The 26,473-nt window shown below is 61.6% G+C and carries 22 protein-coding genes; 10 read left to right on the forward strand and 12 right to left on the reverse strand.

Going from position 1 to position 26,473, the window contains the following annotated elements; all coding sequences use genetic code 11:
• Positions 1 to 148: 148 nt before the first annotated feature.
• The 3 genes from ftsX to ftsY are packed head-to-tail and all read right to left on the reverse strand — an operon-like array spanning position 149 to position 3,634.
• On the reverse strand, positions 149 to 1,117 hold the full coding sequence (gene ftsX / locus L1P05_RS16000; protein WP_012850124.1) for a permease-like cell division protein FtsX: 969 nt from the start codon (positions 1,115 to 1,117) through the stop codon (positions 149 to 151).
• Positions 1,107 to 1,778 carry a cell division ATP-binding protein FtsE gene (ftsE, locus tag L1P05_RS16005; RefSeq protein ID WP_012850125.1) on the reverse strand — a complete coding sequence of 224 codons (672 nt, stop codon included), beginning with the start codon at positions 1,776 to 1,778 and terminating at the stop codon, positions 1,107 to 1,109. The genes ftsX and ftsE overlap by 11 nt, the downstream gene beginning before the upstream one ends.
• A 5-nt stretch (positions 1,779 to 1,783) precedes the next feature.
• Positions 1,784 to 3,634 carry a signal recognition particle-docking protein FtsY gene (gene ftsY, locus L1P05_RS16010; RefSeq protein WP_236888275.1) on the reverse strand — a complete coding sequence of 617 codons (1,851 nt, stop codon included), beginning with the start codon at positions 3,632 to 3,634 and terminating at the stop codon, positions 1,784 to 1,786.
• Between the two features lie 402 nt (positions 3,635 to 4,036).
• Here ftsY and rsmD point away from each other — a divergent pair, with 402 nt between their 5' ends.
• Positions 4,037 to 4,648: a 16S rRNA (guanine(966)-N(2))-methyltransferase gene (rsmD, locus tag L1P05_RS16015; RefSeq protein WP_012850127.1), complete on the forward strand. Its 612-nt coding sequence runs from the start codon at positions 4,037 to 4,039 to the stop codon at positions 4,646 to 4,648.
• A complete protein-coding gene (locus L1P05_RS16020; RefSeq protein WP_012850128.1) occupies positions 4,638 to 4,913 on the forward strand; it encodes a DUF1145 family protein in 276 nt (91 codons plus the stop codon). Before rsmD ends, L1P05_RS16020 begins: the two co-directional genes overlap by 11 nt.
• 44 nt (positions 4,914 to 4,957) lie before the next feature.
• Here the strand turns inward: L1P05_RS16020 and L1P05_RS16025 are convergent, their stop codons facing one another.
• Positions 4,958 to 5,314: a DUF2500 domain-containing protein gene (locus L1P05_RS16025; RefSeq protein ID WP_012850129.1), complete on the reverse strand. Its 357-nt coding sequence runs from the start codon at positions 5,312 to 5,314 to the stop codon at positions 4,958 to 4,960.
• Positions 5,314 to 5,631 (reverse strand): DUF1820 family protein, encoded by a 318-nt coding sequence (locus L1P05_RS16030; RefSeq protein WP_012850130.1) that lies wholly within the window; start codon positions 5,629 to 5,631, stop codon positions 5,314 to 5,316. Before L1P05_RS16030 ends, L1P05_RS16025 begins: the two co-directional genes overlap by 1 nt.
• Positions 5,632 to 5,824: 193 nt before the next feature.
• Here L1P05_RS16030 and L1P05_RS16035 point away from each other — a divergent pair, with 193 nt between their 5' ends.
• The gene (locus L1P05_RS16035) at positions 5,825 to 6,451 is read left to right on the forward strand and encodes a lysoplasmalogenase (RefSeq protein ID WP_012850131.1); all 627 of its coding nucleotides are present in this window, start codon (positions 5,825 to 5,827) and stop codon (positions 6,449 to 6,451) included.
• A gap of 34 nt (positions 6,452 to 6,485) precedes the next feature.
• Here the strand turns inward: L1P05_RS16035 and yiiM are convergent, their stop codons facing one another.
• Positions 6,486 to 7,160: a 6-hydroxyaminopurine reductase gene (gene yiiM / locus L1P05_RS16040; protein WP_012850132.1), complete on the reverse strand. Its 675-nt coding sequence runs from the start codon at positions 7,158 to 7,160 to the stop codon at positions 6,486 to 6,488.
• A gap of 103 nt (positions 7,161 to 7,263) precedes the next feature.
• Positions 7,264 to 8,088: a formate dehydrogenase accessory sulfurtransferase FdhD gene (gene fdhD, locus L1P05_RS16045; protein ID WP_012850133.1), complete on the reverse strand. Its 825-nt coding sequence runs from the start codon at positions 8,086 to 8,088 to the stop codon at positions 7,264 to 7,266.
• Positions 8,089 to 8,461: 373 nt separating this feature from the next.
• On the opposite strand from fdhD, the gene fdnG reads away from it, so the two are divergent.
• From fdnG to fdhE, 4 genes are all read left to right on the forward strand, one after another.
• Positions 8,462 to 11,512, forward strand: a complete 3,051-nt coding sequence (fdnG, locus tag L1P05_RS16050; RefSeq protein WP_109579853.1) for a formate dehydrogenase-N subunit alpha — start codon at positions 8,462 to 8,464, stop codon at positions 11,510 to 11,512.
• 12 nt (positions 11,513 to 11,524) lie between these two features.
• On the forward strand, positions 11,525 to 12,478 hold the full coding sequence (gene fdxH / locus L1P05_RS16055; RefSeq protein WP_012850136.1) for a formate dehydrogenase subunit beta: 954 nt from the start codon (positions 11,525 to 11,527) through the stop codon (positions 12,476 to 12,478).
• Complete coding sequence (fdnI, locus tag L1P05_RS16060) at positions 12,465 to 13,121, forward strand: formate dehydrogenase-N subunit gamma (RefSeq protein WP_012850137.1); 657 nt, start codon at positions 12,465 to 12,467, stop codon at positions 13,119 to 13,121. The genes fdxH and fdnI overlap by 14 nt, the downstream gene beginning before the upstream one ends.
• A gap of 85 nt (positions 13,122 to 13,206) precedes the next feature.
• Positions 13,207 to 14,133, forward strand: a complete 927-nt coding sequence (gene fdhE / locus L1P05_RS16065; protein ID WP_012850138.1) for a formate dehydrogenase accessory protein FdhE — start codon at positions 13,207 to 13,209, stop codon at positions 14,131 to 14,133.
• A gap of 43 nt (positions 14,134 to 14,176) precedes the next feature.
• On the opposite strand, the gene yigL is transcribed toward fdhE, so the two are convergent.
• Positions 14,177 to 14,974, reverse strand: coding sequence for a sugar/pyridoxal phosphate phosphatase YigL (gene yigL, locus L1P05_RS16070; protein ID WP_012850139.1), 798 nt, complete (start codon positions 14,972 to 14,974; stop codon positions 14,177 to 14,179).
• 16 nt (positions 14,975 to 14,990) lie between these two features.
• Complete coding sequence (gene pldB, locus L1P05_RS16075) at positions 14,991 to 16,025, reverse strand: lysophospholipase L2 (RefSeq protein ID WP_071818557.1); 1,035 nt, start codon at positions 16,023 to 16,025, stop codon at positions 14,991 to 14,993.
• A gap of 273 nt (positions 16,026 to 16,298) precedes the next feature.
• Here pldB and asd point away from each other — a divergent pair, with 273 nt between their 5' ends.
• Positions 16,299 to 17,402, forward strand: coding sequence for an aspartate-semialdehyde dehydrogenase (gene asd / locus L1P05_RS16080; RefSeq protein ID WP_012850141.1), 1,104 nt, complete (start codon positions 16,299 to 16,301; stop codon positions 17,400 to 17,402).
• On the opposite strand, the gene L1P05_RS16085 is transcribed toward asd, so the two are convergent.
• On the reverse strand, positions 17,399 to 19,138 hold the full coding sequence (locus tag L1P05_RS16085) for a sensor histidine kinase (protein ID WP_012850142.1): 1,740 nt from the start codon (positions 19,136 to 19,138) through the stop codon (positions 17,399 to 17,401). The genes asd and L1P05_RS16085 overlap by 4 nt on opposite strands.
• A 773-nt stretch (positions 19,139 to 19,911) precedes the next feature.
• Between L1P05_RS16085 and mgtA the strand changes: the two genes are divergently transcribed.
• Both mgtA and pitA read left to right on the forward strand, forming a co-directional pair.
• Positions 19,912 to 22,623 (forward strand): magnesium-translocating P-type ATPase, encoded by a 2,712-nt coding sequence (mgtA, locus tag L1P05_RS16090; RefSeq protein WP_012850143.1) that lies wholly within the window; start codon positions 19,912 to 19,914, stop codon positions 22,621 to 22,623.
• 285 nt (positions 22,624 to 22,908) lie between these two features.
• Complete coding sequence (pitA, locus tag L1P05_RS16095) at positions 22,909 to 24,405, forward strand: inorganic phosphate transporter PitA (protein ID WP_041692562.1); 1,497 nt, start codon at positions 22,909 to 22,911, stop codon at positions 24,403 to 24,405.
• Positions 24,406 to 24,488: 83 nt separating this feature from the next.
• Here pitA and L1P05_RS16100 read toward each other — a convergent pair whose 3' ends face one another.
• Both L1P05_RS16100 and uspB read right to left on the reverse strand, forming a co-directional pair.
• The gene (locus L1P05_RS16100) at positions 24,489 to 25,838 is read right to left on the reverse strand and encodes a sodium-dependent transporter (protein WP_012850145.1); all 1,350 of its coding nucleotides are present in this window, start codon (positions 25,836 to 25,838) and stop codon (positions 24,489 to 24,491) included.
• 234 nt (positions 25,839 to 26,072) lie between these two features.
• Positions 26,073 to 26,408: a universal stress protein UspB gene (uspB, locus tag L1P05_RS16105; protein ID WP_012850146.1), complete on the reverse strand. Its 336-nt coding sequence runs from the start codon at positions 26,406 to 26,408 to the stop codon at positions 26,073 to 26,075.
• Positions 26,409 to 26,473 lie beyond the last annotated feature (65 nt).

Genomic DNA, 26,473 nt, shown 5'->3' on the forward strand with positions numbered 1-26,473 from the left:
CTTCACAGAAGCATACGCCGCTTCGGCGCACCGAGGGAGGAATAAAACCATATCAGGCGGGAAACCAAGTTTGGGTCAGGCCGCTGGCTCTCCCCCCGTCTCGGACTCAACGGGGAGAGAGTATAGCATAAGGCGATATGACGTCGTGTTACTGCGGCGTAAAACGGCGTAAATGCTGAACAGTCGCCAGCCAGGCAGCGATCCAGCCGATCATGGTCGCGACCAGCAGCAGCAGCAGACACTCATCCCAGCTGAGACCGTGCAGGGTAAAGGTGGTGCCAAATACCGAGGCCACCCGCGCGACCGCGCTGTCCAGCTGCCAGACCATAGTCTGGGACAGGATCAGCGACAGCAGGGCGCCGCAGAACCCCAGCAGCGCGCCGCCGTTGAGAAACGGCCGCAGAATAAAGCCATCGGTCGCGCCGATAAGCTTCATCACATTGATGGTATCGCGGCGGCTAAAAATATTCAGACGGACGCTGTTGCCGATCACCAGGAATACGGCGACCACCATCAGCACCCCGATCATTCCGGCCACCTGGCCGACCAGCCCAGTCAGCGCCGCCAGGCGGGCAAACCAGCTGTCATCCATGCGCACCTCATCCACCCCTTTCACCGCCGCTACGCGATCGCGCAGGGTGTTCAGGGTTGCGCTGCTCTCAAAGCTCAGCTTCGGCGTAATGATCGCCACCGCCGGCAGAGGGTTCTCCTCCAGCATATCCAGCGCGCCGCCGAAGCCAGACCAGTTGCGGAACTCGCCCAGCGCCTCTTCACGCGACAGGTAGTTGACCTTGGCCACGCCGTCCTGCTGCTTGAGGGTCGCGATCACCTGACTGGCGGCGTCGTCATCCAGCGCCTTGTCCAGATACACCGTTAGCTGCGGCGTGGGATACCACTGGGTCGCGGCCTCACTGACGTTCTTATAGACCAGGTAGCACACGCTCGGCAGGGTCAGCGAGATCGCGATCACCATCACCGTCAGCAGCGTCGCCAGCGGCTGACGCAGCATATCTGCCAGGGTATTGACCCAGGCATAGCGCCACTGTTCACGCCAGCCGCCGCGCAGGGCCTTGCTCTTGTCCGGGCGGCGCGTCCGGGCATTGGGTTTATTGCTCATGCTGCACCCCTCCAGCCATGCGCCCCTGACTGAGCGTCAGGATACGGTAGCGACGCCGAGCGATCAGCGTCATATCATGGGTCGCCATCAACACCGTGACCCCGACGCGGTTAAACTCTTCAAACAGGCGCAGAATGCCTTCGGACAGCGCCTCATCCAGGTTACCGGTCGGCTCGTCAGCCAGCAGCACCGCCGGCTTGTTCACCACCGCGCGGGCAATCCCGACGCGCTGCTGCTCACCGCCGGACAGCTGGATGGGGAAGTTCTTCGCTTTATCCAGCAGGCCGACCTTGTCCAGCGCCGCCGACACCCGACGACGAATGTCTTCGCTGCTGGCGCCGGCGATGATCAGTGGCATCGCTACGTTGTCATACACGGTGCGATCGAGCAGGAGGTGATGATCCTGGAAGATCATCCCGATCTGGCGGCGTAAAAACGGCACTTCGCGGCTCTTCAACCGACTGATATCGTGACCGCCAAACCAGATATGCCCGGCGCTCGGGCGCTCAATACCGCAAATCAGCTTTAGCAGGGTACTCTTCCCCGCCCCGGAGTGGCCGGTCAAAAACGCCATTTCGCCCTGCCGCAGGTGAAAATCCACCCCCTGCAGGGCCTGACGCCCGCCCAGATACGCTTTACTGACCTGTTCGAAGCGAATCATCCGTTTTAATCCTCTCGGGCAAAAAGTGCCTCAATAAAATCATCAGCCTTAAAGGGACGCAAATCCTCAATGCCTTCCCCGACGCCGATATAGCGAATCGGGATACCAAACTGATCGGCGACGGAGAAGATCACCCCGCCCTTGGCGGTGCCGTCCAGCTTGGTCAGGGTAATACCGGTCAGCCCTACGGCCTCGTTGAACAGGCGTGCCTGGCTGACGGCGTTCTGTCCGGTGCTGGCGTCAATGGTCAGCATCACCTCGTGGGGCGCCTGCTCATCCAGTTTCTTCATCACCCGCACGATTTTCTTCAGCTCTTCCATCAGGTGCGATTTATTCTGCAGACGCCCGGCCGTATCGGCGATCAGAACGTCCACTTTACGCGCCTTCGCCGCCTGGATCGCGTCGAAAATCACCGAGGCCGAATCGGCGCCGGTGTGCTGGGCAATCACCGGAATATGGTTACGTTCGCCCCAGACCTGCAGCTGCTCCACCGCCGCCGCGCGGAAGGTGTCGCCCGCCGCCAGCATCACCGATTTCCCCTGCGCCTGGAACTGACGAGCCAGCTTGCCGATGGTGGTCGTTTTACCCACGCCGTTAACGCCAACCATTAAAATAACGAAGGGCTGATGCCCGCTGATATCCAGCGGCGCATCCACCTTCTGCAGGATTTCGCCCATCTCTTCTTTCAGCTTACCGTACAGCGCTTCGGCATCTTTCAGCTCTTTGCGGCTGGCGTGAGCGGTCAGCGAGTCGATGATCTTGCGCGTGGTCTCCACGCCGACGTCGGCCACGATAAGCTGCTCTTCCAGCTCATCGAACAGATCGTCATCGATTTTTTTGCCGCGGAATAGGCCAAAGAAGCCGGATCCCAGATTTTGACGCGTCTTGACCAGGCTACGCTTCAGGCGGGCAAAGAAGCCCTCCTTCACCGGCTTCTCCTGTTCACGCACGCTGACCGGCGCGGGCGATGCCTCTTCTTCCGCATCGATATCCTGCAGGTCGGCGGTCTCCTGCGAACGCGCGACCTCGGCCAGATCCACGATAGGCGCCGCCGGCGTCGCTACCGCCGTCTCCTCGGCGGGTTCCAGGGAGACATCCAGCGCCGCGGTCGCCATGGCGGCCGCGCGGGCGACGATGATCTCCTGCGCCATCTGCTCTGCCTGCTCTGCCTGCTCTGCCTGCTCTGCCTGCTCTGCCTGCTCTGCCTGCTCTGCCTGCTCTGCCTGCTCTGCCTGCTCTGCCTGCTCTGCCTGCTCTGCCTGCTCTGCCTGCTCTGCCTGCTCTGCCTGCTCTGCCTGCTCTGCCTGCTCTGCCTGCTCTGCCTGCTCTGCCTGCTCTGCCTGCTCTGCCTGCTCTGCCTGCTCTGCCTGCTCTGCCTGCTCTGCCTGCTCTGCCTGCTCTGCCTGCTCTGCCTGCTCTGCCTGCTCTGCCTGCTCTGCCTGCTCTGCCTGCTCTGCCTGCTCTGCCTGCTCTGCCTGCTCTGCCTGCTCTGCCTGCTCTGCCTGCTCTGCCTGCTCTGCCTGCTCTGCCTGCTCTGCCTGCTCTGCCTGCTCTGCCTGCTCTGCCTGCTCTGCCTGCTCTGCCTGCTCTGCCTGCTCTGCCTGCTCTGCCTGCTCTGCCTGCTCTGCCTGCTCTGCCTGCTCTGCAGCAAGCGTCGTCACGGCGGGCGCAATGTCAAGCGCCGGCGTTTCGACGGGGGCTATCTCTGCGCAAGGTTCGGGAACTGACGCGGGATCGGCGGCCGGCTCGGGCGCGTGCTCCTGCGACTGCGCCGGGGAGTGCTCTTGGGGCTGATCTTCCTGCTGTCGGCCAAATCCCAGCCAGGAGAAAAATCCACGTTTCTTATCTTTTGCCATCTTACGACTCTACTCCCGCCTCAAATCAAGGCTATAAGCGAACTCCCGCCGTTAGCTGGCGCGGGCAAAGCCGCGCGACGAGAGACATCAATTCGGTTTAAAAAATATCAAGGATTGAGTTTATCACTTAACCATCGCTCGCAACATGGATGTAACCGGGTTTCGGGTGGCATTTCAATCAATAAAGGATTAGGCTGTGTTTCGCCTGCGCCCAAGAGCGCCGCAGGCGGCATCTTTGGCCAGCGCGCCTAGCGAAAGCGGCGAAGCGGACCATTAAACAGTATGGCACGGCCTGCGCCGCGCACGCATCCGCTCTGCCGCCGGCTCCGATGGCGGGCGAGCCGTAGGACGGACATCCGTCTGACGCCGCTCACTGTTTCCCCAACGACACTAACAGATTACATGGCAAAAAAACCTCACGCACAACCCTGCGGCCAGATCCGCATCATCGCCGGACAGTGGCGCGGCCGCAAACTGCCGGTGCCGGACAGCCCGGGACTCCGCCCCACCACCGACCGGGTTCGGGAAACCCTGTTCAACTGGCTAGCGCCGATCCTGCACGATACCCAGTGTCTGGATGCCTTCGCCGGCAGCGGCGCCTTGGGGTTTGAGGCCGTCTCGCGCTACGCGGCGCGCGCGACCCTGCTGGAGTCCGATCGGCAGGTCGCGGCGGGACTGCGTAAAAACGCGGCCCTGCTCAACTGTCCCCAGATTGAGGTGATCCACACCGATACGCTGCGCTTTCTGGCGCAGCCGGGAACGCCGTATCAGGTGGTGTTTCTCGATCCCCCCTTCCGCCAGGGGCTGCTGAACGACACGCTGACGCTGCTGGAGCAGAACGGCTGGCTGGCGGCGGACGCCTGGATTTATGTCGAGAGTGAGGTCGACGGCCCTGCCCTGCCCATTCCAGCCAGCTGGGCGCTACAGCGTGAAAAGGTCGCCGGACAGGTCGCCTATCGGCTGTACCGACGCCAGGCGACGGCGCAACACGAGGGAGACAACCATGTGGATTAATATTGGCCGCCTGCTGATGCTGGGCGTGTGGGGATTCATGCTGGCCAACCTACTGCACGCGTTTCCGCGCCCGCTGAATATCTTCGTCAACGTGGCGATGGTCTTTATGGTGCTGATGCACGGCCTGCAGGTCACCATGCTGAAGAGCACCCTACCGCTGGAGCAGCGCAAGCTCGGCTTTTGGCTGGAGCTGCGCATCTTTCTGTTCGGCGTATTTGAGCTGCTCGCCTGGCAAAAGAAGCAGCCGCCGCGCCCGAAGAAATAAGGGCGGTGTCCCGAGACTCTGCGGGACACACGCCGGCGCGTCACTTAAGCCGCATCCGGGGAGAAAGCGACGAAACGGGTGCCCTGCACACGCAGCGTCCCCCGCATCCCAGGCGTCAGCGTCGCACAGTCACGCTCAGGCAGGGTAAAACGCCGCGGCTCCCCTCCCCCCAGCGGCGTAAACTGGAGCGAATAACGTACCGTTTCAGCGACGATCTCCTCCCGCTGGCGCGAACGCAGCGGCGACGGCAGCGCGCGCTTCTCCGTCAGCGTCGCCCGCAGGCTCTGCGGCGGCGCGGCATCGTTAGCGGCATGCTGGCGCCGCTGCTGAACAAAGCGCTGGGTCGCCAGCAACGCGATCGCGACCACCACGATGATAAAAAACAGCGGCGGGCGACTCATCAGGGCTTCTTCCCGTTAAACAGCGGAAATACCGCCACGTTATCCGCCAGATCGGAGATACGGGCGCTGCCGCGCTCGGTCACGGCGTCGATACGGATCACCGCCTGAATCGGGATGTAGCTGCGCGTCACCCCGGCGAACTCGCTTTTCAGCTTCTCTTCGCTCGGATCGACCAGCAGCGAGCCGTGGCTGTCAAAGACGAAATCCGCGATCTCAATAAAGCCAAACAGCGGACTCTGTATGATTTCCCGCACGTACAGCTGATAATTTTTTCCGTTATTCATGAACTGGATACGGTATAGCGGCTGACTGGACATGGTGCTGCGTCGACTCCTCCGTTAAGACATTTAACACGATCGCCCGACGGGCGCGCCCACAGCCTAACATAGGGACCCTCGCCTTTACATCGGCAGCGGGAAACCATTGTCGCTCCCGACGCCATCCCCTACACTCAGACCATGGACTCTTCGGCGCGCGGCGCCGATCCCCACACCCTGAGTAGGAGGCTGCATGAGTTGGGCATTTCTGGCGGTTCTATTTTCCGGCTGGCTGTACGTCGACGCCAGTTACCGTGGTCCGAGCTGGCAGCGCTGGCTATTTAAGCCCCTGACCCTGCTGCTGTTGCTGATGCTGGGCTGGAACGCGCCGCATCTGGGGCCCGGCGGCTATTTCATTCTGCTAGGCCTGCTGGCGACCCTGGCGGCGGATGCCCTGCTGCTGCTGCCGCGTGAACGGATGCTGTATGCCATCGGCGCGCTGTTTCTCTCCCAGCTGCTGTATACCATCAGCTTTGCCAGCGCCATGACCCTGGCTCTGTACTGGCCGCCGCTGCTGATCCTGCTGGCCATCGGCGTGGTGCTGCTGGCCATCATCTGGGGCCCCCTGGAGACCCTGCGCTGGCCCGTGGTCACCTATGTGGCGATGATGCTGGTGATGGTGTGGATCGCCGGGGCCCAGTACTTCGCCCGCGGTGACGATCAGGGATTTTCTCTGCTGCTCGGCGCCTGGCTGCTGCTGCTGGCCAACACCGTCTGGCTTATCGACCGCTTCCGCACCCACTTCCGCGCCGCCGGCGCGCTCATCGCCTTCGGCTACTTCGTCGGACACTTTCTGATCGTCCGCTCCCTGTATCTCTGACTCCGCCGCCGGCCCGCCTTGCGCGGGACCGGCGCTACCCCCGCCCGTACAAACGCCGGTTCATCTCTTCAATACGCCCGTGCAGTAGGCGATTCTGCAATGTCTTGCACCAGCTGGCGGAAAGCCCGGCGCAGGCCAGCAAGCGGCGGTACTCCGCTTCATCGAACGGCATGTGGAAAACAATGGCGATACACTGCGCCACGCTGATATCACCGTTGCGCGACACCAGCTCCAGCGGGCAGCGATCGCCGACGCGCCCCTCCGCCACGACCCGGTACAGCCAGCCGCAGCGGCCACTTTGCTGCATGTGCAGGGAGAGATCGCCTATCTCCATCATCTGATTCAGCTTGTAGCAGGGAGAACGCGGCTGAGTCACCTGAATCAGCGCCTCGCCCCAGCGATAAATATCGCCGATAAAGACCGACGCCTCATCCATCCCGAGAGTCGACAGGTTTTCACCGAAGACCGCGGCCTCAAAACGCTCCGCCTGCTGCGGATACGCCTGACGCCAGTAGTCATAGTGCTCGCACGGATAGTGGCACAGCGCCCGATCGGCGCCGCCGTGTATCCGCGACTCCGCCTGTTCATCCCCCGCTAGCCCCAGATGCAGCAGCGTCAGGGCATCGGTCATCTGACGTTTAACGATGGCGCTGCTTTTACCGCCGATAAAAGGTGCACAGCGACCAACGTAGACTTCGGGATAGCGCATGACGATAGCTCCAGATGAGGGGAAAAGGATTTGCCGCCCACCACTATAGCGGGCAACGGCAGCGGAGAAAACCGCCGCATGCGGCGGCACAGACGGGCGTAACTCACACGGCGAGCAGGCGCTGAGGATGGGTAAAAATCGTCCCCTTCCCGGGACGGCAGAACCCCACCAGCGTCAGGTTGCAGCGCTCAGCCACCTCAATGGCCAGGGTGGTGGCCGCGGAGACGGCGAACAGGATCTCCACCCCGCACATCGCCGCCTTCTGTACCATTTCATAGCTGGCGCGGCTGGATACCAGCGCCGCACCGGCCTGCCACCCGGGCTGGCGGGCACGCAGGCCCAGCAGCTTATCCAACGCCACATGACGCCCGACGTCCTCGCAGCCTCCCTGCAGCACCCCCTCGCCGTCAAGCCACGCGGCGGCGTGGGTACAGCCGGTCAGGTTACCGATCGTCTGCACCTCGCGCAGGCGCGCCAGCGCGCCGTCCAGCGTCGCCAGATCGAAACGCTGGCTAAACGGCAACGGCGCCAGCGGACGCAGCGCATCGCCAATCTGTTCAACCCCGCACACGCCGCACCCGGTGCGACCGGCCAGCGAGCGACGGCGCGCCTTCAGCGCCATAAAACAGCGACTGGAAAGCTCGATCTGAACCTCCAGCCCATGACAGGCCGTCTGAACCTCCATGCCGTAGATGTCCTGCGGCGAACGGATGATCCCCTCTGACAGGGAGAAACCCAGGGCAAACGCCTCTAGCTCTTTCGGCGACGCCATCATCACTACGTGGGAAATACCGTTATAGACCAGGGCGACCGGAACCTCGTTGGCGACCCAGTCAGGCCGCGGCTCGCTCGGTTCGGTGCGTGGCCAGACCGGAACGGTCGTCGCGCCGCACACGCGCTGCGGCAGTAGAGACGCTCTCTTATTCACGTGCTATTCCCATCAAATTGACCGGTAAGGGAAAAACCCATCGCCTCTCACCGGCCGCTATATCCATGACGATCAATTTTCACCGACATGACCGCCGCGTAGCGCAGTTCGACCGAAAGGGCAACTCAGTAATTTGAATCACATAACAAAAATGGAAAAAAGAAGCTAAAAACAGCGCATTTCCCTATCAAAAGGCACCCTGTTTTAAAACCTCTCATTAACATTTTAATATACTTTCATGGTACACTGCGAGTAGGGAAATAATACCCAAAAAAGCGACACGCAATAACAAACAATGAAAAGGAAACACACCGGCAGCATCGGGCCCGCCGGGGTATTTCAACAAACAATGTGGCTATTTGAGGAGCAATCCATGCAAGTCAGCAGAAGACAATTCTTCAGGATCTGCGCTGGCGGTATGGCAGGAACAACGGCAGCGGTGCTGGGCTTCGCCCCGTCGCTGGCTTTGGCGCAAACCCGGCAGTACAAGCTACTGCGCGCGAAAGAAACCCGTAACACCTGTACATACTGTTCCGTTGGCTGTGGGCTGTTGATGTACAGCCTGGGGGATGGTGCCAAAAACGCAAAGGAGAGTATTTTTCATATCGAAGGGGACCCGGATCATCCGGTAAACCGCGGCGCGCTGTGTCCGAAGGGCGCCGGTCTCATCGATTTTATCCACAGCGAATCCCGACTGCAGTACCCAGAATACCGCGCGCCGGGCTCCAACGTCTGGCAGCGCCTCAGCTGGGATGAGGCCTTTACCCGCATCGCCCGCCTGATCAAGCAGGACCGCGATGCCAACTTCATCGCCACCAACGCCCAGGGCGTCACCGTCAACCGCTGGCTGAGCACCGGGATGCTATGCGCCTCGGCGTCCAGCAACGAAACCGGCTATCTGACCCAAAAGTTTAGCCGGGCGCTGGGGATGCTGGCAGTCGATAACCAAGCACGTGTCTGACACGGACCAACGGTAGCAAGTCTTGCTCCAACATTTGGTCGCGGTGCCATGACCAACCACTGGGTCGACATCAAGAACGCTAACCTGATCGTGGTGATGGGCGGTAACGCCGCCGAGGCCCACCCGGTCGGTTTCCGCTGGGCGATGGAGGCCAAAATCCATAACAACGCCAAGCTGATCGTGATCGATCCACGCTTTACCCGCACCGCCGCGGTGGCCGATTTCTATACCCCGATCCGCTCGGGCACCGATATCGCCTTCCTCTCCGGTGTGCTGCTGTACCTGATCGATAACAACCAGATCAACGCCGAATATGTGAAGAACTACACCAACGCCAGCCTGCTGGTGCGGGAGGACTTTACCTTTGAAGATGGCCTGTTCAGCGGCTACGACGCGGACAAACGCCGTTACGATAAGCGCAGTTGGAACTACCAGTTGGACGATCAGGGCTTTGCCAAACGCGACGATACCCTGCAGGATCCGCGCTGCGTATGGAATCTGCTGCGAACCCACGTATCACGCTATACCCCAGAGGTGGTCGAAAACCTGTGCGGCACCCCGCGCGCCGACTTCCTGAAGGTCTGTGAATACATCGCGGAGACCAGCGCGCCGGATAAGACCACCTCTTTCCTGTACGCCCTGGGCTGGACCCAGCATACGGTCGGCGCCCAGAACATCCGCACCATGGCGATGATCCAGCTGCTGCTGGGCAACATGGGGATGGCCGGCGGCGGCGTCAACGCGCTGCGCGGCCACTCTAACATCCAGGGGCTGACGGATCTGGGGCTGCTGTCGACCAGTCTGCCGGGCTATATGAGCCTGCCGTCAGAGCAGCAGACCGACCTGGCCAGCTACCTGGCCGCCACCACCCCGAAACCGACCCTGCCCGGCCAGGTCAACTATTGGGGCAATACGCCCAAGTTCTTCGTTAGCCTAATGAAGTCCTTCTATGGCGATAAGGCGCAGGCGCAAAACAGCTGGGGATTTGACTGGCTGCCCAAGTGGGACAAAGGCTACGACGTCCTGCAGTACTTTGAGATGATGTCGCAGGGGAAGGTCAACGGCTATATCTGTCAGGGCTTTAACCCGGTCGCCTCGTTCCCGAACAAGAACAAGGTGGTCGACTGTCTGTCCAAGCTGAAGTTCCTGGTGACCATCGATCCGCTGAATACGGAAACCGCCTGCTTCTGGCAGAACCACGGCGAGCTGAACGCGGTCGATCCGACCACGATCCAGACCGAGGTCTTCCGCCTGCCCTCCACCTGCTTCGCCGAAGAGAACGGCTCCATCGTCAACTCCGGACGCTGGCTGCAGTGGCACTGGAAAGGCGCCGATGCGCCGGGGATCGCCCGTAACGACGGCGAGATCCTCTCCGGGATCTTCCTGCGTCTGCGCGAGATGTACGCCAAAGAGGGCGGCGCGCTGCCGGAGGCGGTGCTCAACATGTCCTGGGACTACCTGACGCCGGAAAACCCGCATCCGGAAGAGGTGGCCCGCGAGAACAATGGCCGGGCGTTGGCCGATCTGACCGATCCGGTCAGCGGCGCCGTGATCGTCAAGAAGGGACAGCAGCTCAGCTCCTTCGCTCAGCTGCGCGACGACGGCAGCACCGCCAGCGGCTGCTGGATCTTCGCCGGTAGCTGGACCGAAGAGGGCAACCAGATGGCGCGCCGCGACAACAGCGACCCCTCCGGCCTGGGCAATACCCTGGGCTGGGCCTGGGCCTGGCCGCTGAACCGCCGCATCCTGTATAACCGCGCGTCGGCGGATCCGTCAGGGAAACCCTGGGATCCCAAGCGCGAACTGCTGCACTGGGACGGCGCCAAGTGGGTCGGCATCGATATCCCGGACTACAGCAATGCCCCGCCCAACAGCGGCGTCGGGCCGTTCATCATGCAGCCAGAGGGAATGGGGCGCCTGTTCGCCATCGACAAGATGGCCGAAGGCCCGTTCCCGGAGCACTATGAGCCGTTCGAAACGCCGCTGGGCACCAACCCGCTGCACCCCAACGTGGTCTCCAACCCGGCGGCGCGCGTCTTTAAAGACGATCTGGCGCAGATGGGCAAGGCGGAGCAGTTCCCCTACGTCGGCACCACGTACCGTCTGACCGAACACTTCCACTACTGGACCAAGCATGCGCTGTTGAATGCGATCATCCAGCCGGAGCAGTTCGTCGAAATCGGTGAGCGGCTGGCCAACAGCAAGGGCATTGCCAACGGGGATACGGTGAAGGTCAGCTCCAACCGCGGCTATATCAAGGCCAAGGCGGTAGTGACCAAGCGCATCCGCACCCTGCAGGTCAACGGTAAGGCGGTCGATACCATCGGGATCCCGATCCACTGGGGTTACCTGGGCGTGGCGCGTCCCGGCTTCTTGGCCAACACGCTGACGCCGTTTGTCGGCGATGCCAATACGCAGACGCCGGAGTTCAAGGCGTTCCTGGTTAACGTGGAAAAGGTGTAACGGAGGCTAACCATGTCACTGCAATCCCAAGACATTATTAAGCGTTCGGCCACCAATTCCCTGACGCCGCCCCCCAACGGGCGCAATCACCAGGAGGAAGTGGCCAAGCTTATCGACGTAACCACCTGCGTCGGCTGTAAGGCCTGCCAGGTGGGCTGTTCAGAGTGGAACGATATCCGGGATGAGGTCGGACACTGCGTCGGGGTGTATGACAACCCCGCCGATCTGAGCGCCAAGTCCTGGACGGTGATGCGCTTCTCGGAGGTCGAAGAGAACGGCAAGCTGGAGTGGCTGATCCGTAAGGATGGCTGCATGCACTGCGCCGATCCGGGCTGCCTGAAGGCCTGCCCGTCGGCGGGCGCCATCATCCAGTACGCCAACGGTATCGTCGACTTTCAGTCCGAGCACTGCATCGGCTGCGGCTACTGCATCGCCGGCTGCCCGTTCAACGTGCCGCGCATGAACCCGGAAGACAAGCGGGTGTACAAGTGCACCCTGTGCGTCGACCGCGTCGCCGTCGGCCAGGAGCCGGCCTGCGTCAAAACCTGCCCGACCGGCGCCATCCACTTTGGCACCAAGGCGGCGATGAAGACGCTGGCGGCCGAGCGCATCAGCGAACTGCAGGGGCGCGGCTTTGCCGATGCCGGTCTGTACGATCCGCCGGGCGTCGGCGGCACCCACGTGATGTATGTGCTGCACCACGCCGACAGACCCGAGCTGTACCACGGGCTGCCGAAGGATCCGCATATCGATACCCCCATCACGCTGTGGAAGGATGTGCTCAAACCGGTCGCCTTTGCCGGTTTTATCGCTACCTTTATCGGGCTGCTGTACCACTACATCGCCGTCGGTCCCAATACGGAGGACGAAGACGATCACGACGATACGCCGCGGGGGAATGCTGGCGGGCAGGAGCATAGCCAGGCGCAAGGACATGCAGAGGAGAATCACCATGAGCAAAAATAATCTGATCCTGCGCACCCGGTTTATCGACCGGGCGTGTCACTGGACGGTGGTGATCTGCTTCTTCCTGGTCGCGCTATCCGGGATAGCGCTGTTCTTCCCCACGCTACAGTGGCTCACCGAAACCTTCGGGACACCGCAGATGGGGCGTATTCTGCACCCCTTCTTCGGCGTGCTGATCTTTGTTACCCTGCTGGTTATGTTCTTTCGCTTCGTCAGGCATAACCTGTTCGAACGCCAGGATATTCCCTGGTTTAAGGGGATCATTGAGGTGCTGAAGGGCAACGAGCACCTGGTGGCGCGCGTGGGTAAATATAACCCGGGGCAGAAAGCGATGTTCTGGAGCATCATGAGCCTGATCCTGGTGCTGCTGATCACCGGCATCATCATCTGGCGCCCCTACTTCGCCGATCGCTTTCCGATCCCGCTGGTGCGCTACTCGCTGCTGCTGCACGCCGTCGCCGCCATCGTGCTGATCCATGCCATCCTGATCCATATCTACATGGCGTTTTGGGTCAAAGGCTCGATCAAAGGGATGGTGGAAGGCAAGGTCAGCCGTCGCTGGGCCAGAAAACACCACCCGCGCTGGCTAGAGGAAGTGGAAGAAGAAGAAAAGGAGGCCCAGTCCGGTAAGAAGCCGAGCTGATCCCCCATTCTGTCGCGGACCCCTCCCGTCGCCCCCGGGGCGGCGGGAATCCGCGATGTATTCACAACACATCAGACGAAACCCTATGAGCATTCGAGTTCTTCCCCAGGAGCAGATCGACGCCGAACGCCGCTCAGGCGCGCTGGGCCCGATCGCTCCGCTGCTGCTGCCCAACCTGCAGCGACTGTACCGCCAGCGCGCAGAGCGTCTGCGCACGCTGGCAGACGAACACCCGCTGGCCGACTATCTGTGCTTTGCTGCCACGCTGGCCGACGCGCAGCAGCAGGCGCTGTTCGATAACCCGCTAACCCTGGATCTGGCGCCGGTCGTCGCCAACGCCGCCGCCAACGGCACCCCGCCGCTGGCGACGCAAACCTTCGCCCGGACGCCCCACTGGCAGCGGCTGCTGCTGGCCATCATCGCCGAGCTGCGTCCCCAGGCACCGGCGCACGTACTGCCGGTGCTGGAGGGATTGGAGAAGTGCGCCGCCGGTGAGCGCGAAGCGCTGGCCAGCGCCCTGCTGGCGGGCGATTACGCCGCCGTCGGCAGCGACAGGGCGCTGTTCCTGTGGGCCGCCCTCTCGCTTTACTGGGCCCAAATGGCCAGCCAGCTGCCCGGACGGGCGCAGGCGGAGTACGGCGAACAGCGCCACGTTTGCCCGGTGTGCGGCAGCATGCCGGTCAGCAGCGTCGTGCACATCGGCGGTAGCAACGGGCTGCGCTATCTGCACTGCAGTCTGTGCGAAAGCGAATGGCATATGGTGCGCGTGAAGTGCAGCAACTGCGAGGAGAGCCGCGATCTGAGCTATTGGTCGCTCGACAGCGAGCAGGCGGCGGTAAAAGCTGAAAGCTGCGGCGACTGCGGCAGCTATCTGAAAATCCTGTACCAGGAAAAAGACAGCGGCGTCGACGCCGTGGCCGACGATCTCGCCACGCTGCTGCTGGATGCCAAAATGGAAGAGGCGGGCTTCGCCCGCAGCAGTCTTAACCCCTTCCTGTTCCCCGGAGAGTAAGACTCAGCGCCGGGCGCAGCGCGCCCGGCCATCTCGATACCGCTTACAGGTACATCTTGCGCAGATAGTGCGGCACCGCATCGTCCGCGTTGCTGCCGATCACCTCCCTCTGCGGCAGCAGATCCTTCAGGCGCTGGTGCGCATCGGCCATGATGCACCCCTTGCCCGCCATGCTCAGCATCTCCATGTCATTCATGCCGTCGCCAAAGGCGATGCAGTCTTTCAGGCCATAGCCCAAACGGTGCGCCACAAACTCCAGCGCATGTCCCTTCGACACCCCGCCGGCCATCACCTCCAGACAGGTGGGCAGGGAGAAGCTGACGTTCACCCGATCGCCCCAGCGGGCATTGATCGCCTCCTCCAGCGGCAGCAGCCGATCGTGATCGGCGCAGGTGTAATAGACCTTACAGATGCCGTCCGTCGGCAGCATCGCCGGCTCAAACACATGGTAGTGAAACACCGACTCCTGGAAGAACGCCCGCTGGGCGGGGTCCTCTCTATTCATAAACCAGTCATCGTTGCGGTAAACGTTGGTCAGGATCTGCGGGTCATCGTGCACGATCGAGAAGAGATCGTGGGCGATATCGGGATCCACGTTGTGGCTGAAGATCGGCTCACCCAGCGGATCGTGCACCCGGGCACCGTTGGAGGTGATCATAAACGCCTTGATCCCCAGGCTGTCGCGCACCTGCGCGATATCGATATGGTGACGCCCGGTGGCGAAGACAAAGTGCACCCCTTTCTGGGTCAGCAGACGCAGGGTTTCTCGGGCAAAGGGTGTCAGGGTATGCGCGGGCGACAGCAGGGTGCCGTCCATATCCGAAGCTACGATATGATACATAGAGTACGTTCTAACCTCAGCAGGGGTTGGCGGCAATAGGTGCCGGCGATTCAGAAAATTGTTTAAAAAACCGCACGATAGCGGTTAGCGCTTCGGCACGCTGGCTGTCCCGTTCAAACAGGATCTCATGGCGTGCACCCTTGATAACCAGCGGCGCACCGCCCCAGGGGGCGTTGCCGGCGGCGGCGAGTGTCTGACAAAAACGCAGCTGTGACGCATTATCCACCACGCGATCCTCTGCGGCCTGCAGCAGCAGCAGCGGCGTGACAATCTCCGGCGCCACGCGCTGGATCCGTTCGGCGGCGGCCAGGCTTTCGGCGACCCACTGATAGGTCGGCCCGCCCACCTGCAGCTGTGGATAGTCAGAATAATAGCGCAAAAAACGACGATATCGCACCCGGCTGTGCGTGAGTTCGTTAACCATAAATGGCAGGGGACGCCAGTAGCCGGTGCCCAAGGCATAGCGGGTGCGGCGCGCGCGGCGGCGCGCGGCCCAGCTCAATATGCCATTCGCCAGCCAGCGCGGCAGCGGCAGGCGGATCCCGGTCATCGGCGCACACAGCGCCGCGGCGGTCAGCCCCGCGGGGCGGCGGGCCAGAAACAGAGCGCTGATCGCGCCGCCCATCGAGTGCGCCAGTAAGAAACGCTGCCGATAGGGGCGCGCCAGCAGCTCGCGCTGCCACAGCTGCTGCAGATCATCCACGTAGTCGTCAAAGCGCTCCACGTGGCCGCGGTGCGAGTCGGCCAGCATCCGCTCGGAGGTTCCCTGGCCGCGGTGGTCGATGATCACTACATCATAGCCACTCACAAACAGATCGTAGGCCAGCTCCGGATATTTCATATAGCTTTCAATGCGCCCCGGGGCGATCAGTATCGCGCGGGTGTGCCGCGCATCGCAAAAGGCCACGTAGCGGATCGCTACGCCGTCAACGCCGCAGAATTCGCCCTCTCGGCGCCGCTGCCAAAAATCCAGCAGCGGGCCGGTCGTAAACGCAGCAAAGCCACGCTCACGCGTCAGCCAGCCGTGGATCATGGAAGACATCGGTGTCATTGTCATGGTATCGCGCAGGAAAATAAGAGTAGCGCGGTGCGCCGTTACTGCGGGCTATTGTGGCATAAAAAGTGGCCTGCGGGGAGCTCTCCCCCTGCGGTGCGCGGCGCCGCGATTATTAGTCCCGCGCGCCGATCCCTCCGCTGCCATCGAATAAATTCACTTGCGCATCGCGGCACATCTTGTAAGTTTGAGGATTATCACACCGTTGCGCGTCGCGCCGGCGCGCGGCGGCCGATCCGCAACTCGTCACCATCCAAGGCAGGAGTGCATATGAAAAACGTTGGTTTTATCGGCTGGCGCGGCATGGTTGGCTCGGTGCTTATGCAACGCATGAGCGAAGAGCGCGACTTCGACGCTATCCGCCCGGTCTTTTTTTCAACCTCGCAGCACGGCCAGCCGGCGCCGACGTTCGGCGGCCACAGCGGCACGCTGCAGGATGCCTCCGATATCGACGCCCTCAAGGCGCTGGATATTATCATCACCTGTCAGGGCGGCGATTATACCCAGGCCATCTACCCGCGGCTGCGGGCGGCGGGCTGGCAGGGGTACTGGATCGATGCCGCCTCGGCGCTGCGGATGCAGGATGACGCCATCATTATCCTTGACCCGGTCAACCGCGCGGTGATCGATCGTGGCCTGGAGAGCGGAGTGAAAACCTTTGTCGGCGGCAACTGTACCGTCAGCCTGATGCTGATGTCCCTGGGCGGACTGTTCGCCGCCGATCTGGTGGAATGGGTCTCCGTCGCCACCTACCAGGCCGCCTCCGGCGGCGGCGCGCGCCATATGCGCGAGCTGCTGACCCAGATGGGGATGCTGCACGGCCAGGTCGCGCCGGCGCTGGAAAACCCGGCCAGCGCGATCCTGGATATCGAGCGCCGGGTCACCGATCTGATGCGCAGCGGCACGCTGCCGACGGATAACTTTGGCGTACCGCTGGCCGGCAGCCTGATCCCGTGGATCGATAAGGCGCTGGATAACGGTCAGAGCCGCGAGGAGTGGAAGGGGCAGGCCGAAACCAACAAGATCCTGGCGAGCGCTCAGGCGATTCCGATCGATGGTCTGTGCGTCCGGGTCGGCGCTCTGCGCTGCCATAGCCAGGCCTTTACCATCAAGCTGAAGCGCGATATCGCCATCCCAGAGGTGGAGCAGCTGCTGGCGCGCCATAACGAATGGGTGCGGGTGATCCCCAACGATCGCGAGCTGAGCATGCGTGAGCTGACGCCGGCCGCCGTCACCGGCACGCTGGCCACCCCGGTTGGCCGTCTGCGCAAGCTGAACATGGGGCCGCAGTATCTATCCGCCTTTACCGTGGGCGACCAGCTGCTGTGGGGCGCCGCCGAGCCGCTGCGCCGTATGCTGAGGCTGCTGCTCTAGTCCGCGCCCTGGTACGGCGCAGGCGCCGTCGACGGGGATAAGGCCTCCGTCGGCGGTGACCACGGCACGCACACCACCACCCGGGTCGAACGCTCCGGCACACAGTCGACCTGCACCCCATAGCGTTCGCCATAGCGCGCCTTGATCCGCCGATCGACCAGGTTCATTCCCAGCCCGTCGCCGCCCGGCGTCGGCCGATACAGCCCGGCGTTGTCCTCCACGCAAATAGAGACCCGCTCCCCCTCACGCCAGCTGCGGATCTCGACCCGTCCCACGCCGAACAGCTGCGCCGTACCGTGCTTAATCGCATTCTCAACGATCGGCTGCAGGGAGAACGCCGGCAGACGAACCTCCCGCAGCGCGGCGTCAGAGCACACCGCGACCACCAGATTCTCCGCGAAACGCGCCTTCTCGATCTCCAGGTAGGCGTTCACGTGCTCCAGCTCGTCCGCCAGCGTCACCTCATCGCCGTTGCGCTTGAGATTCTTGCGAAAGAACGTCGACAGCGACAGCACCAGGCGCCGCGCATGGTCCGGGTCTCGGCGGATCACCGCCGACAGGGTATTCAGGGCATTAAATAAGAAATGGGGATTCACCTGCGCGTGCAGCAGCTTAATCTGCGACTGGGCCAACAGCTGGGTTTGCTGCTCATACTTGCCCGCCAGGATCTGCGCCGACAGCAGGTGCGCAATCCCCTCCCCCAGCGTTCGGTTGATGCTGGAAAACAGGCGGTTCTTGGGCTCGTAGAGCTTGATCGTGCCCATGACCCGGTTATCCTCGCCGCGCAGCGGGATCACCAGCGACGACCCCAGCTTACAGTGCGGGGTGATGGAGCACTGGTAAGGCACCTCATTACCGTCGGCGTACACCACCTGGTTCTGCTCAATGGCCCGATGGGTGTGGTGCGAGGTGATCGGTGAGCCGACCAGATGGTGATCGGCCCCCATGCCGATAAAGGCCAGCAGGCGCTGGCGATCCGTCAGCGCCACCGCGCCGACGCCCAGCTCCTCATACAGGATCCGCGCCACCTTCATGCTGTTCTGGCGATCGAAGCCCTGACGCAGTATCCCCTCGGCGCGGGCGGCGATCTGCAGCGCCTTGGCGGAAAAGGCCGAGGTGTATTTGTCAAAGATGGCTCGCCGATCCAGCAGAATGCGCATAAACATCGCCGCGCCGACGGTATTAGTGATCATCATCGGCAGCGCGATATGCTCGACCAGCTCTTCGGCCTCCCAGAACGGGCGGGCGATCGCCAGGATAATCCCCATCTGCAGACACTCGGCCAACAAGGTGATCGCGCCGACCACCCAAGGCGTAAACAGCAGATCAAGGCGGTGGTGGCGCAGCATGTGGCGGTGCAGCATTCCCCCGACCAGCCCCTCGACCACGGTGGAGATCATGCAGGCCAGCGCCGTCATTCCCCCCATCGAATAGCGGTGCAGACCGCCGGTCAACCCCACCAGAAAGCCGACGCCCGGCCCGCCCAGCACCCCACCCAGCACCGCGCCGATGGCCCGGGTGTTGGCGATGGAGTCATCGATATGCAGGCCAAAGTAGGTCCCCATGATGCAGAACATCGAGAAGGTGAGGTAGCACACCAGCTTATGCGGCAGGCGAATAGTCACCTGCATCAGCGGAATAAACAGCGGCGTTTTACTCAGCAGATAGGCAATCACCAGATAGACACACATTTGCTGCAGCAGAGACAAAATTAAATCCATCTGGCTGACGCCCATACCCCCTCCTTCGCCACGATGCGTCGCCATTGTAGGCCGGTGCACGTTCCGCCGCTGCGCGGTCGTAGACAAAAAAAAAGCCAGCACCCGACGCTGGCTAAAAAATTGGAAGCAATGTGAGCAATGTCGTGCCTTCCCGGTGGAGGTGAAGCCACCACCCGAAAAACAAGTTAATGATAACCATTATCATGTAATGATGTAAAGCGCTTTTGTAAGAAAGTGCGAGCCGCGCAATACATCACGACCTATTGATACTTAATAAGTTTATCTATTTTCATCCCGATGGAAGGGTAGAAAGGATAACTTTGTTAACCATTGGTTTAACTCTGTACGGTTTACAGCTCTCGCGGGCAGAACTATAGTTAGCTCACTTTTTAGTTGGTGGAGATTCCCTCTTTGGACAGTCAGAGTCATCAGGACAACACGCACTTATCCTTGGCAAGCTGACCATCTTCACGATGTGCTGCTTGCCGAACCCAGGCGGGCAGCAACACTTCATCTCGAACTGCTGCATACCCTTAGTAATGACACGCGCGCTGCGCACCGCGCTCGCGTAAATGCGGACAGTTATCATGCTGTTTTATACCCAGGCACTGTTTCCTCCGGGCGAATAAGCTTCGCCGCGGCGCGCATTATGCCGTCGCTACCCTGAAACCCTGCGCATGACGGCGCAAGATGCGTCACGCCCAGCGTTTCCCTATGCCTCACACGTACAGACACCTTTTGCCGGGCGGCAGGGGTGTGCTTAAAAAACAGCACATGAGTAGCGCACCATGACTCAGATGATCGATCAAAACACCGCGGTTCTTAACGGCCGCCGGGAAAAACAGACAAAACGCCACGCGATTGCCGATGAAGCCCGCGTCAGCCTGGACGCCACCCTGGCCAACCTCTCCGCCAATACGCTGGGGCTGGAGGAGGACGACGCGCGCGAACGCCTGCAGCTGCACGGCCCTAACCAGGTCGCCCATGAAAAGGCGCCGCCGGCGCTGATTCAGTTCTTCATGGCGTTCAACAACCCCTTTATCTACGTACTGATCGCGCTGGCGCTGATCAGCTTCTTCACCGATTACTGGCTCCCACTGCGTCACGGTGAGCCAACCGATCTGACCGGGGTGATCATCATTCTGGTGATGGTCTCTCTCAGCGGGCTGCTGCGCTTCTGGCAGGAGTTTCGCACCAATAAGGCCGCCGAGGCGCTGAAGTCCATGGTCCGCACCACGGCAACCGTACTGCGGCGCGCCCACCCGTTTGCCCAGAGCGAATGCCACGAGATACCGATGCAGCAGCTGGTGCCGGGCGACATCATTCTGCTCTCCGCTGGCGATATGGTACCGGCCGACGTGAAGCTGATTGAGTCGCGCGACCTGTTTATCAGCCAGGCCGTGCTGACCGGCGAGTCCCTGCCGATCGAAAAATATGACGTGACCGCCAGCGTGCGTGAGAAGTCCAGCGACCCCTGCAGCGCCGAAGGCAGCCTGCTGGAGCTGGCCAACGTTTGCCTGATGGGCACCAACGTCTCCAGCGGGACGGCCCGGGCGGTCGTGGTCGCCACCGGTAACCGCACCTACTTCGGCTCGCTGGCCAAGTCCATCGTCGGCACCCGCTCGCAGACCGCGTTCGACCGCGGCGTCAACAGCGTCAGCTGGCTGCTGATCCGCTTTATGCTGGTCATGGTGCCGATCGTGCTGCTGATCAACGGCGTTACCAAAGGCGACTGGACCGATGCCGCGCTGTTCGCCCTGGCCGTCGCCGTCGGGCTGACGCCGGAGATGCTGCCGATGATCGTCAGCTCTAACCTGGCCAAAGGCGCCATCGCCATGTCGCGGCGTAAGGTGGTCGTGAAGCGCCTCAACGCCATCCAGAACTTTGGCGCCATGGATGTGCTGTGCACCGATAAGACCGGCACCCTGACCCAGGATCGCATTATTCTTGAGCACTATCTGGATACCCAGGGCGTCGAAAACCCTCGCGTTCTGCAGCTGGCCTGGCTGAACAGCTATCACCAGAGCGGCATGAAGAACCTGATGGACAAAGCGGTGATCCGCTGCGGCCAGGATAAACCGGCCATTGAGGCGATGGCTGGCTACAGCAAAATCGACGAGCTGCCGTTTGACTTCAGCCGGCGCCGCCTCTCTATCGTGGTCAGCGATGAGCAGCAACACCATACGCTGATCTGTAAGGGCGCCGTCGAAGAGATGCTGGCCATCGCCAGCCACATTGAAGAGCACGGCCAGGTACAGCCGCTGGATGAGGCGCGCCGCGCCGCGCTGCAGTCGCTGGCGGAGGGGTATAACCGCCAGGGATTCCGCGTGCTGATGCTCGGCACCCGCGATCTCGGCCACGATGGCTGCGCGTTTCCCCTGAGCATTGCCGACGAGCGCGACCTGACCCTGTGCGGCCTGCTGACCTTTCTGGATCCGCCGAAAGAGTCCGCCGCTACCGCCCTTGACGCGCTGCGCGAAAACGGCGTCGTGGTCAAAGTGCTGACCGGCGATAACCCGACCGTCACGGGCAAGATCTGCCAAGAGGTGGGGCTGACGCCGGGCGAGATCCTGCTGGGCAGCGATATCGACCGCATGGACGACCAACAGCTGGCGCAGGAAGCGGAGCAGCGTACCGTCTTCGCCAAGCTGAGCCCGCTGCAAAAATCCCGGGTACTCAAAGCGCTGCAGAATAATGGCCACACCGTCGGGTTTCTCGGCGATGGGATCAACGACGCCCCGGCGCTGCGCGACGCCGACGTCGGCATCTCCGTCGATACCGGAACGGATATCGCCAAAGAGTCGGCGGATATCATTCTGCTGGAGAAGGATCTGATGGTGCTGGAGCAGGGGGTGATCACCGGGCGTGAGACCTTCGGCAATATCATCAAGTACCTGAATATGACCGCCAGCTCTAACTTCGGCAACGTGTTCTCCGTGCTGGTCGCCAGCGCCTTTATCCCGTTTCTGCCGATGCTGGCCATTCAGCTGCTGCTGCAGAACCTGCTGTACGATCTGTCGCAGATGAGCCTGCCGTGGGACCGGATGGACAAGGAGTTTCTGCGTAAACCGCGTAAATGGGACGCCAAAAACATCGGCCGCTTCATGCTGTGGATCGGGCCGACCTCATCCCTGTTTGATATCGCCACCTACGCCCTGATGTGGTACGTGTTCTCCGCCAACAGCATTGCCCATGAGTCGCTGTTCCAGTCCGGCTGGTTTATCGAGGGACTGCTGTCGCAGACGCTGGTCGTGCATATGCTGCGCACCCAGAAGATCCCGTTCATTCAGAGCTGCGCCGCGCTGCCGGTGATGCTGACCACCGGGATCATCATCGCGCTCGGGATCTATATTCCCTTCTCACCGCTGGGACACTTTATCGGCCTGCAGCCGCTGCCGCTGGCCTACTTCCCGTGGCTGGTCGCCATCCTGCTGAGCTACTGCGTTCTGACGCAGCTGATGAAGCGTTTCTATATTCACCGCTTCGGTCAGTGGTTCTAACCCCCTGCGGCGCGCTGTCATATCACGCAGCGCGCCGCGTCGTTCGGGTAAAAATACGTCGGGATCGTGCTGATAAACAAGGAAATGCCATAGAAAAACCCATCACCTTATAAAATATTTTTAGCAGCATAATTCTTATAACTTTATGAAATACTAAGAGTAGTCTTAACTTCCCGCCCACTTTTGCCGCCGACAAATCAAAAAAACGTCATATTTTACTTTTCCCCACCCAGCCTTCTCGCCGATAATGCGCCGCGTTCATGTCCACAAACTGGCGTAACGCATATGCTACATCTCTTTGCAGGGCTAGATTTCCATACTGGCCTAATGTTAGTTCTCGCGCTGCTCTTTGTGCTGTTCTACGAAGCCATCAACGGCTTCCACGATACGGCCAACGCGGTCGCAACCGTGATTTACACCCGTGCCCTGCGCTCGCAGATCGCCGTGGTAATGTCCGGTATTTTTAACTTCCTCGGCGTCATGCTGGGCGGCCTGAGCGTGGCCTATGCCATCGTTCACCTGCTGCCGACCGACCTGCTGCTGAACGTGGGCTCCGCCCATGGACTGGCCATGATGTTCTCCCTGCTGCTGGCGGCGATCATCTGGAACCTGGGAACCTGGTATTTCGGCCTGCCGGCCTCCAGCTCCCACACCCTGATCGGGGCCATCATCGGCATCGCGCTGACCAACGCGCTCATGACCCATACCTCCGTGGTGGATGCGCTGAACATCCCGAAGATGATTGAGATCTTCCTCTCACTGATCATCTCGCCGATCGTCGGCCTGCTGCTGGCCGGACTGATCGTCTGGATGCTGCGCCGCTACTGGAGCGGAACCAAAAAACGTCGCCGTATTCATATGACGCCGGCCGAGCGTGAAAAGATCGATGGCAAACGCAAGCCGCCGTTCTGGACCCGTATCGCCCTGATCGTATCGGCTATTGGCGTCAGCTTTTCCCATGGTGCAAACGATGGACAGAAAGGGATCGGTCTGCTGATGCTGGTGCTGATCGGCGTCGCCCCGGCCGGTTTCGTGATGAACATGGACGCGACGGGGTACGATATTGCCCGCACGCGCGATGCCATTACCCACCTGGACCAGTACTATCGTCAGCATCAGGCTGAGCTGAGCCACGTCATCAGCGCGGAGCCGGAAGTCCCGGCCAGCGAAGATGTCAACGGCAGCAAGATCTTCCACTGCGACCCCGCCCGGGCCCAGGTCGCCATCGCCAGCGCGCAGAGTATGCTGACCGATCTGCAAAGCTACGATCAGCTGAGCGTCGATCAGCGCAGCCATATGCGCCGCCTGCTGATGTGCGTCGCCGACACGGCCGGTAAGGTAGCCAAGCTGCCGGAAACCAACGAAACCAATAAGCGCTTCCTGACCGATCTGCGCAAAGATCTGCTGGCAACGGTGGAATATGCTCCGATGTGGATCATCGTCGCCGTTGCCCTCGCCCTGTCGCTGGGCACCATGGTCGGCTGGCGTCGCGTCGCCACCACCATCGGCGAAAAGATCGGGAAGAAAGGGATGACCTACGCGCAGGGGGTCTCCGCGCAAATGACCGCCGCGGTCTCCATCGGCGTGGCCAGCTACACCGGGATGCCGGTCTCCACCACCCATGTACTCTCCTCTGCGGTCACCGGCACCATGCTGGTCGACGGCGGCGGCGTACAGGGCAAAACGGTGAAGAACATCCTGCTGGCCTGGGTGCTGACGCTGCCCATGGCGATCATCATCTCCAGCCTGCTGTACTGGCTGGCGCTCACCTTCGTGGTCTAACGGCCCGCTAAGCGATAAAAAAGCCCGCGAATGCGGGCTTTTTTTTGGCCGATAGGCGCTGGGCCGCGTGCGTCCCCCGCGCCTTACATCACGCCATGCAGCAGAATAACCCCAATGCACAGCGGCGCGGCGTAGCGCCAGGTAAAGCGCAGGGCGCGTCGCCAGTGCGTCGGCAGCGTCTCCGGCAGCAGCGCCTCCAGTCGTGACGACCAGCCAAACAGCAAACAGATCGCGATGGCGAACAGCGGCATCATCAGGTTAGAGGTCATAAAGTCCAGCCAATCGAACAGCGTACGCCCGCCCAGGGTGTAGTGAGCCAGCGGCCCAAACGAGAGGGTCACCGGGATCCCCGCCGTCATGATGCCGGCGCTGACCAGCAGGGTGGCGTTACGCCGCGACCACCCCCAGCGTCCACAGGCAAATGCCACGATATGCTCCAGCAGGGAGATCGACGAGGAGAGCGCCGCCAGCAGCAGCAGCACAAAGAACGCCAGCGCCCACAGGCTGCCAAACGGCAGATGGGAAAAGAACACCGGCATCGTCATAAAGGTCAGCCCCGGCCCGGCGCTGGGGTCCAGCCCGGCCGCGCTCAGCGCGGGAAAAATCATCAGCCCGGCCAACACGCACACCAGACAGGAGAGCGCCACCACCCACAGACTGGAGCGGGCCACGCCGCGGCTGTCCGGCAGATAGGCGCCGTAGGTGGTGTGGATCCCCAACCCCACCGACAGGGAGAAAAAGGCCAGACCCAGCGCATCCAGCACGCTTTTCCCGCTCAGATGGCTAAAGTCGGGCTGCAGGAACATCCGCAGGCCGGCGCTGGCGCCCGGCAGCGTCACGCCGATCGCGATCAGCGCCACCATGATCAGCAGCAGCAGCGGCATCATGACCTTCACCGCCTTCTCGACGCCGCGCTGTACGCCGCCCAGCACCACATAGCCGGTCAGCGCGGCAAACAGCAGGTGGGTCAATACCGGCCAATAGGGATCGCTGATGTAGCGGCTAAACAGCGCCTGGAGCGCGGAGGCATCGCCGCTCTGCAGGCGACCGGCGCCGGCCAGCAGCGTATAGCCGACGGTCCAGCCACCGACCACGCTGTAAAAACTGTAGATACACCCGCTGGTAACGATACCCAAGATGCCCACCCATCCCCAGCGGCGGCCGCACATCTGACTGAACGCCTTCACCACGCTCTGGCGGCTGTGGCTGCCCAGCAGCGTTTCTGCCATGAACACCGCCAGCCCCAGAGTAAAGCTAAACAGCAGAAACAGCAGCAGAAACGCGCCACCGCCGTTGGTGGCCGTCACATAGGGGAATTTCCAGATGGCGCCGATACCGATCGCCGATCCGGCGGCGGCCAGGATATGTCCCACCCGCGATGACCACTGGGGACCGCGGGCGGCCGTCTGGCCGCTGGCTAACATTTGACTCATAACATCGCTCCGGTTGAATTACGGGTCGCCGGAGTTCGTCTTGAGGGTATCTGCAACAAGGCCGCCATCCGGCGGCCTTGAAAGAATAAATGGTGTGCGCAGGCCGCCCTAGGTGCTAAGGAGAAGAAGTAGGTTTAGCAGGCGACGCTGGGTTGACATGGTCATCGAATCCATCATAAGAAGTTCGTCTCCACCCTATAACAATCCTGGGCGTTAGGCAACGCCCGTTTACCCTCAGTGCCAGAGCGTCAGCGCAATCAACGCGACCACCACCAGCCCGCACAGGGCGCTGGTCAGCATAAACTGACGGCGCAGACGCTCGCAGCGACGGATAAACTCCCCGTCATGGTGATCGTAGTAACGGCGCTCGTAGATATAGCGCACCAGGCGCAGCTGTTTGCTGGGCTGACCGTGGCTGGTAAAGAAACCGCCGCCGTCCACGTACTGGTACAGCAGCGGATCGCAGCCGCGCAGCACCACCAGCAGGGCGCGCAGGGAAGAGTAATAACGCAGCATGTTGACCACGCACACAATAAACAACGCCCAAAATAACGCGACGGTATTAATCATGGTTTCCCCTCCCGGCATCCTCACGGCGTAACCTCCCTGCCGTGGACGCCCTATCCAGACAGACA

Source organism: Edwardsiella piscicida, from assembly GCF_021733145.1.
Classification (GTDB): domain Bacteria; phylum Pseudomonadota; class Gammaproteobacteria; order Enterobacterales; family Enterobacteriaceae; genus Edwardsiella; species Edwardsiella piscicida.

Coding starts and splice junctions, on each gene's coding strand:
- ftsX (WP_012850124.1), bottom strand. CDS start 1,117: ATGAGCAATAAACCCAATGCCCGGACGCGCCGCCCGGACAAGAGCAAG.
- ftsE (WP_012850125.1), bottom strand. CDS start 1,778: ATGATTCGCTTCGAACAGGTCAGTAAAGCGTATCTGGGCGGGCGTCAG.
- ftsY (WP_236888275.1), bottom strand. CDS start 3,634: ATGGCAAAAGATAAGAAACGTGGATTTTTCTCCTGGCTGGGATTTGGC.
- rsmD (WP_012850127.1), top strand. CDS start 4,037: ATGGCAAAAAAACCTCACGCACAACCCTGCGGCCAGATCCGCATCATC.
- L1P05_RS16020 (WP_012850128.1), top strand. CDS start 4,638: ATGTGGATTAATATTGGCCGCCTGCTGATGCTGGGCGTGTGGGGATTC.
- L1P05_RS16025 (WP_012850129.1), bottom strand. CDS start 5,314: ATGAGTCGCCCGCCGCTGTTTTTTATCATCGTGGTGGTCGCGATCGCG.
- L1P05_RS16030 (WP_012850130.1), bottom strand. CDS start 5,631: ATGTCCAGTCAGCCGCTATACCGTATCCAGTTCATGAATAACGGAAAA.
- L1P05_RS16035 (WP_012850131.1), top strand. CDS start 5,825: ATGAGTTGGGCATTTCTGGCGGTTCTATTTTCCGGCTGGCTGTACGTC.
- yiiM (WP_012850132.1), bottom strand. CDS start 7,160: ATGCGCTATCCCGAAGTCTACGTTGGTCGCTGTGCACCTTTTATCGGC.
- fdxH (WP_012850136.1), top strand. CDS start 11,525: ATGTCACTGCAATCCCAAGACATTATTAAGCGTTCGGCCACCAATTCC.
- fdnI (WP_012850137.1), top strand. CDS start 12,465: ATGAGCAAAAATAATCTGATCCTGCGCACCCGGTTTATCGACCGGGCG.
- fdhE (WP_012850138.1), top strand. CDS start 13,207: ATGAGCATTCGAGTTCTTCCCCAGGAGCAGATCGACGCCGAACGCCGC.
- yigL (WP_012850139.1), bottom strand. CDS start 14,974: ATGTATCATATCGTAGCTTCGGATATGGACGGCACCCTGCTGTCGCCC.
- pldB (WP_071818557.1), bottom strand. CDS start 16,025: ATGACACCGATGTCTTCCATGATCCACGGCTGGCTGACGCGTGAGCGT.
- asd (WP_012850141.1), top strand. CDS start 16,299: ATGAAAAACGTTGGTTTTATCGGCTGGCGCGGCATGGTTGGCTCGGTG.
- L1P05_RS16085 (WP_012850142.1), bottom strand. CDS start 19,138: ATGGGCGTCAGCCAGATGGATTTAATTTTGTCTCTGCTGCAGCAAATG.
- mgtA (WP_012850143.1), top strand. CDS start 19,912: ATGACTCAGATGATCGATCAAAACACCGCGGTTCTTAACGGCCGCCGG.
- pitA (WP_041692562.1), top strand. CDS start 22,909: ATGCTACATCTCTTTGCAGGGCTAGATTTCCATACTGGCCTAATGTTA.
- L1P05_RS16100 (WP_012850145.1), bottom strand. CDS start 25,838: ATGAGTCAAATGTTAGCCAGCGGCCAGACGGCCGCCCGCGGTCCCCAG.
- uspB (WP_012850146.1), bottom strand. CDS start 26,408: ATGATTAATACCGTCGCGTTATTTTGGGCGTTGTTTATTGTGTGCGTG.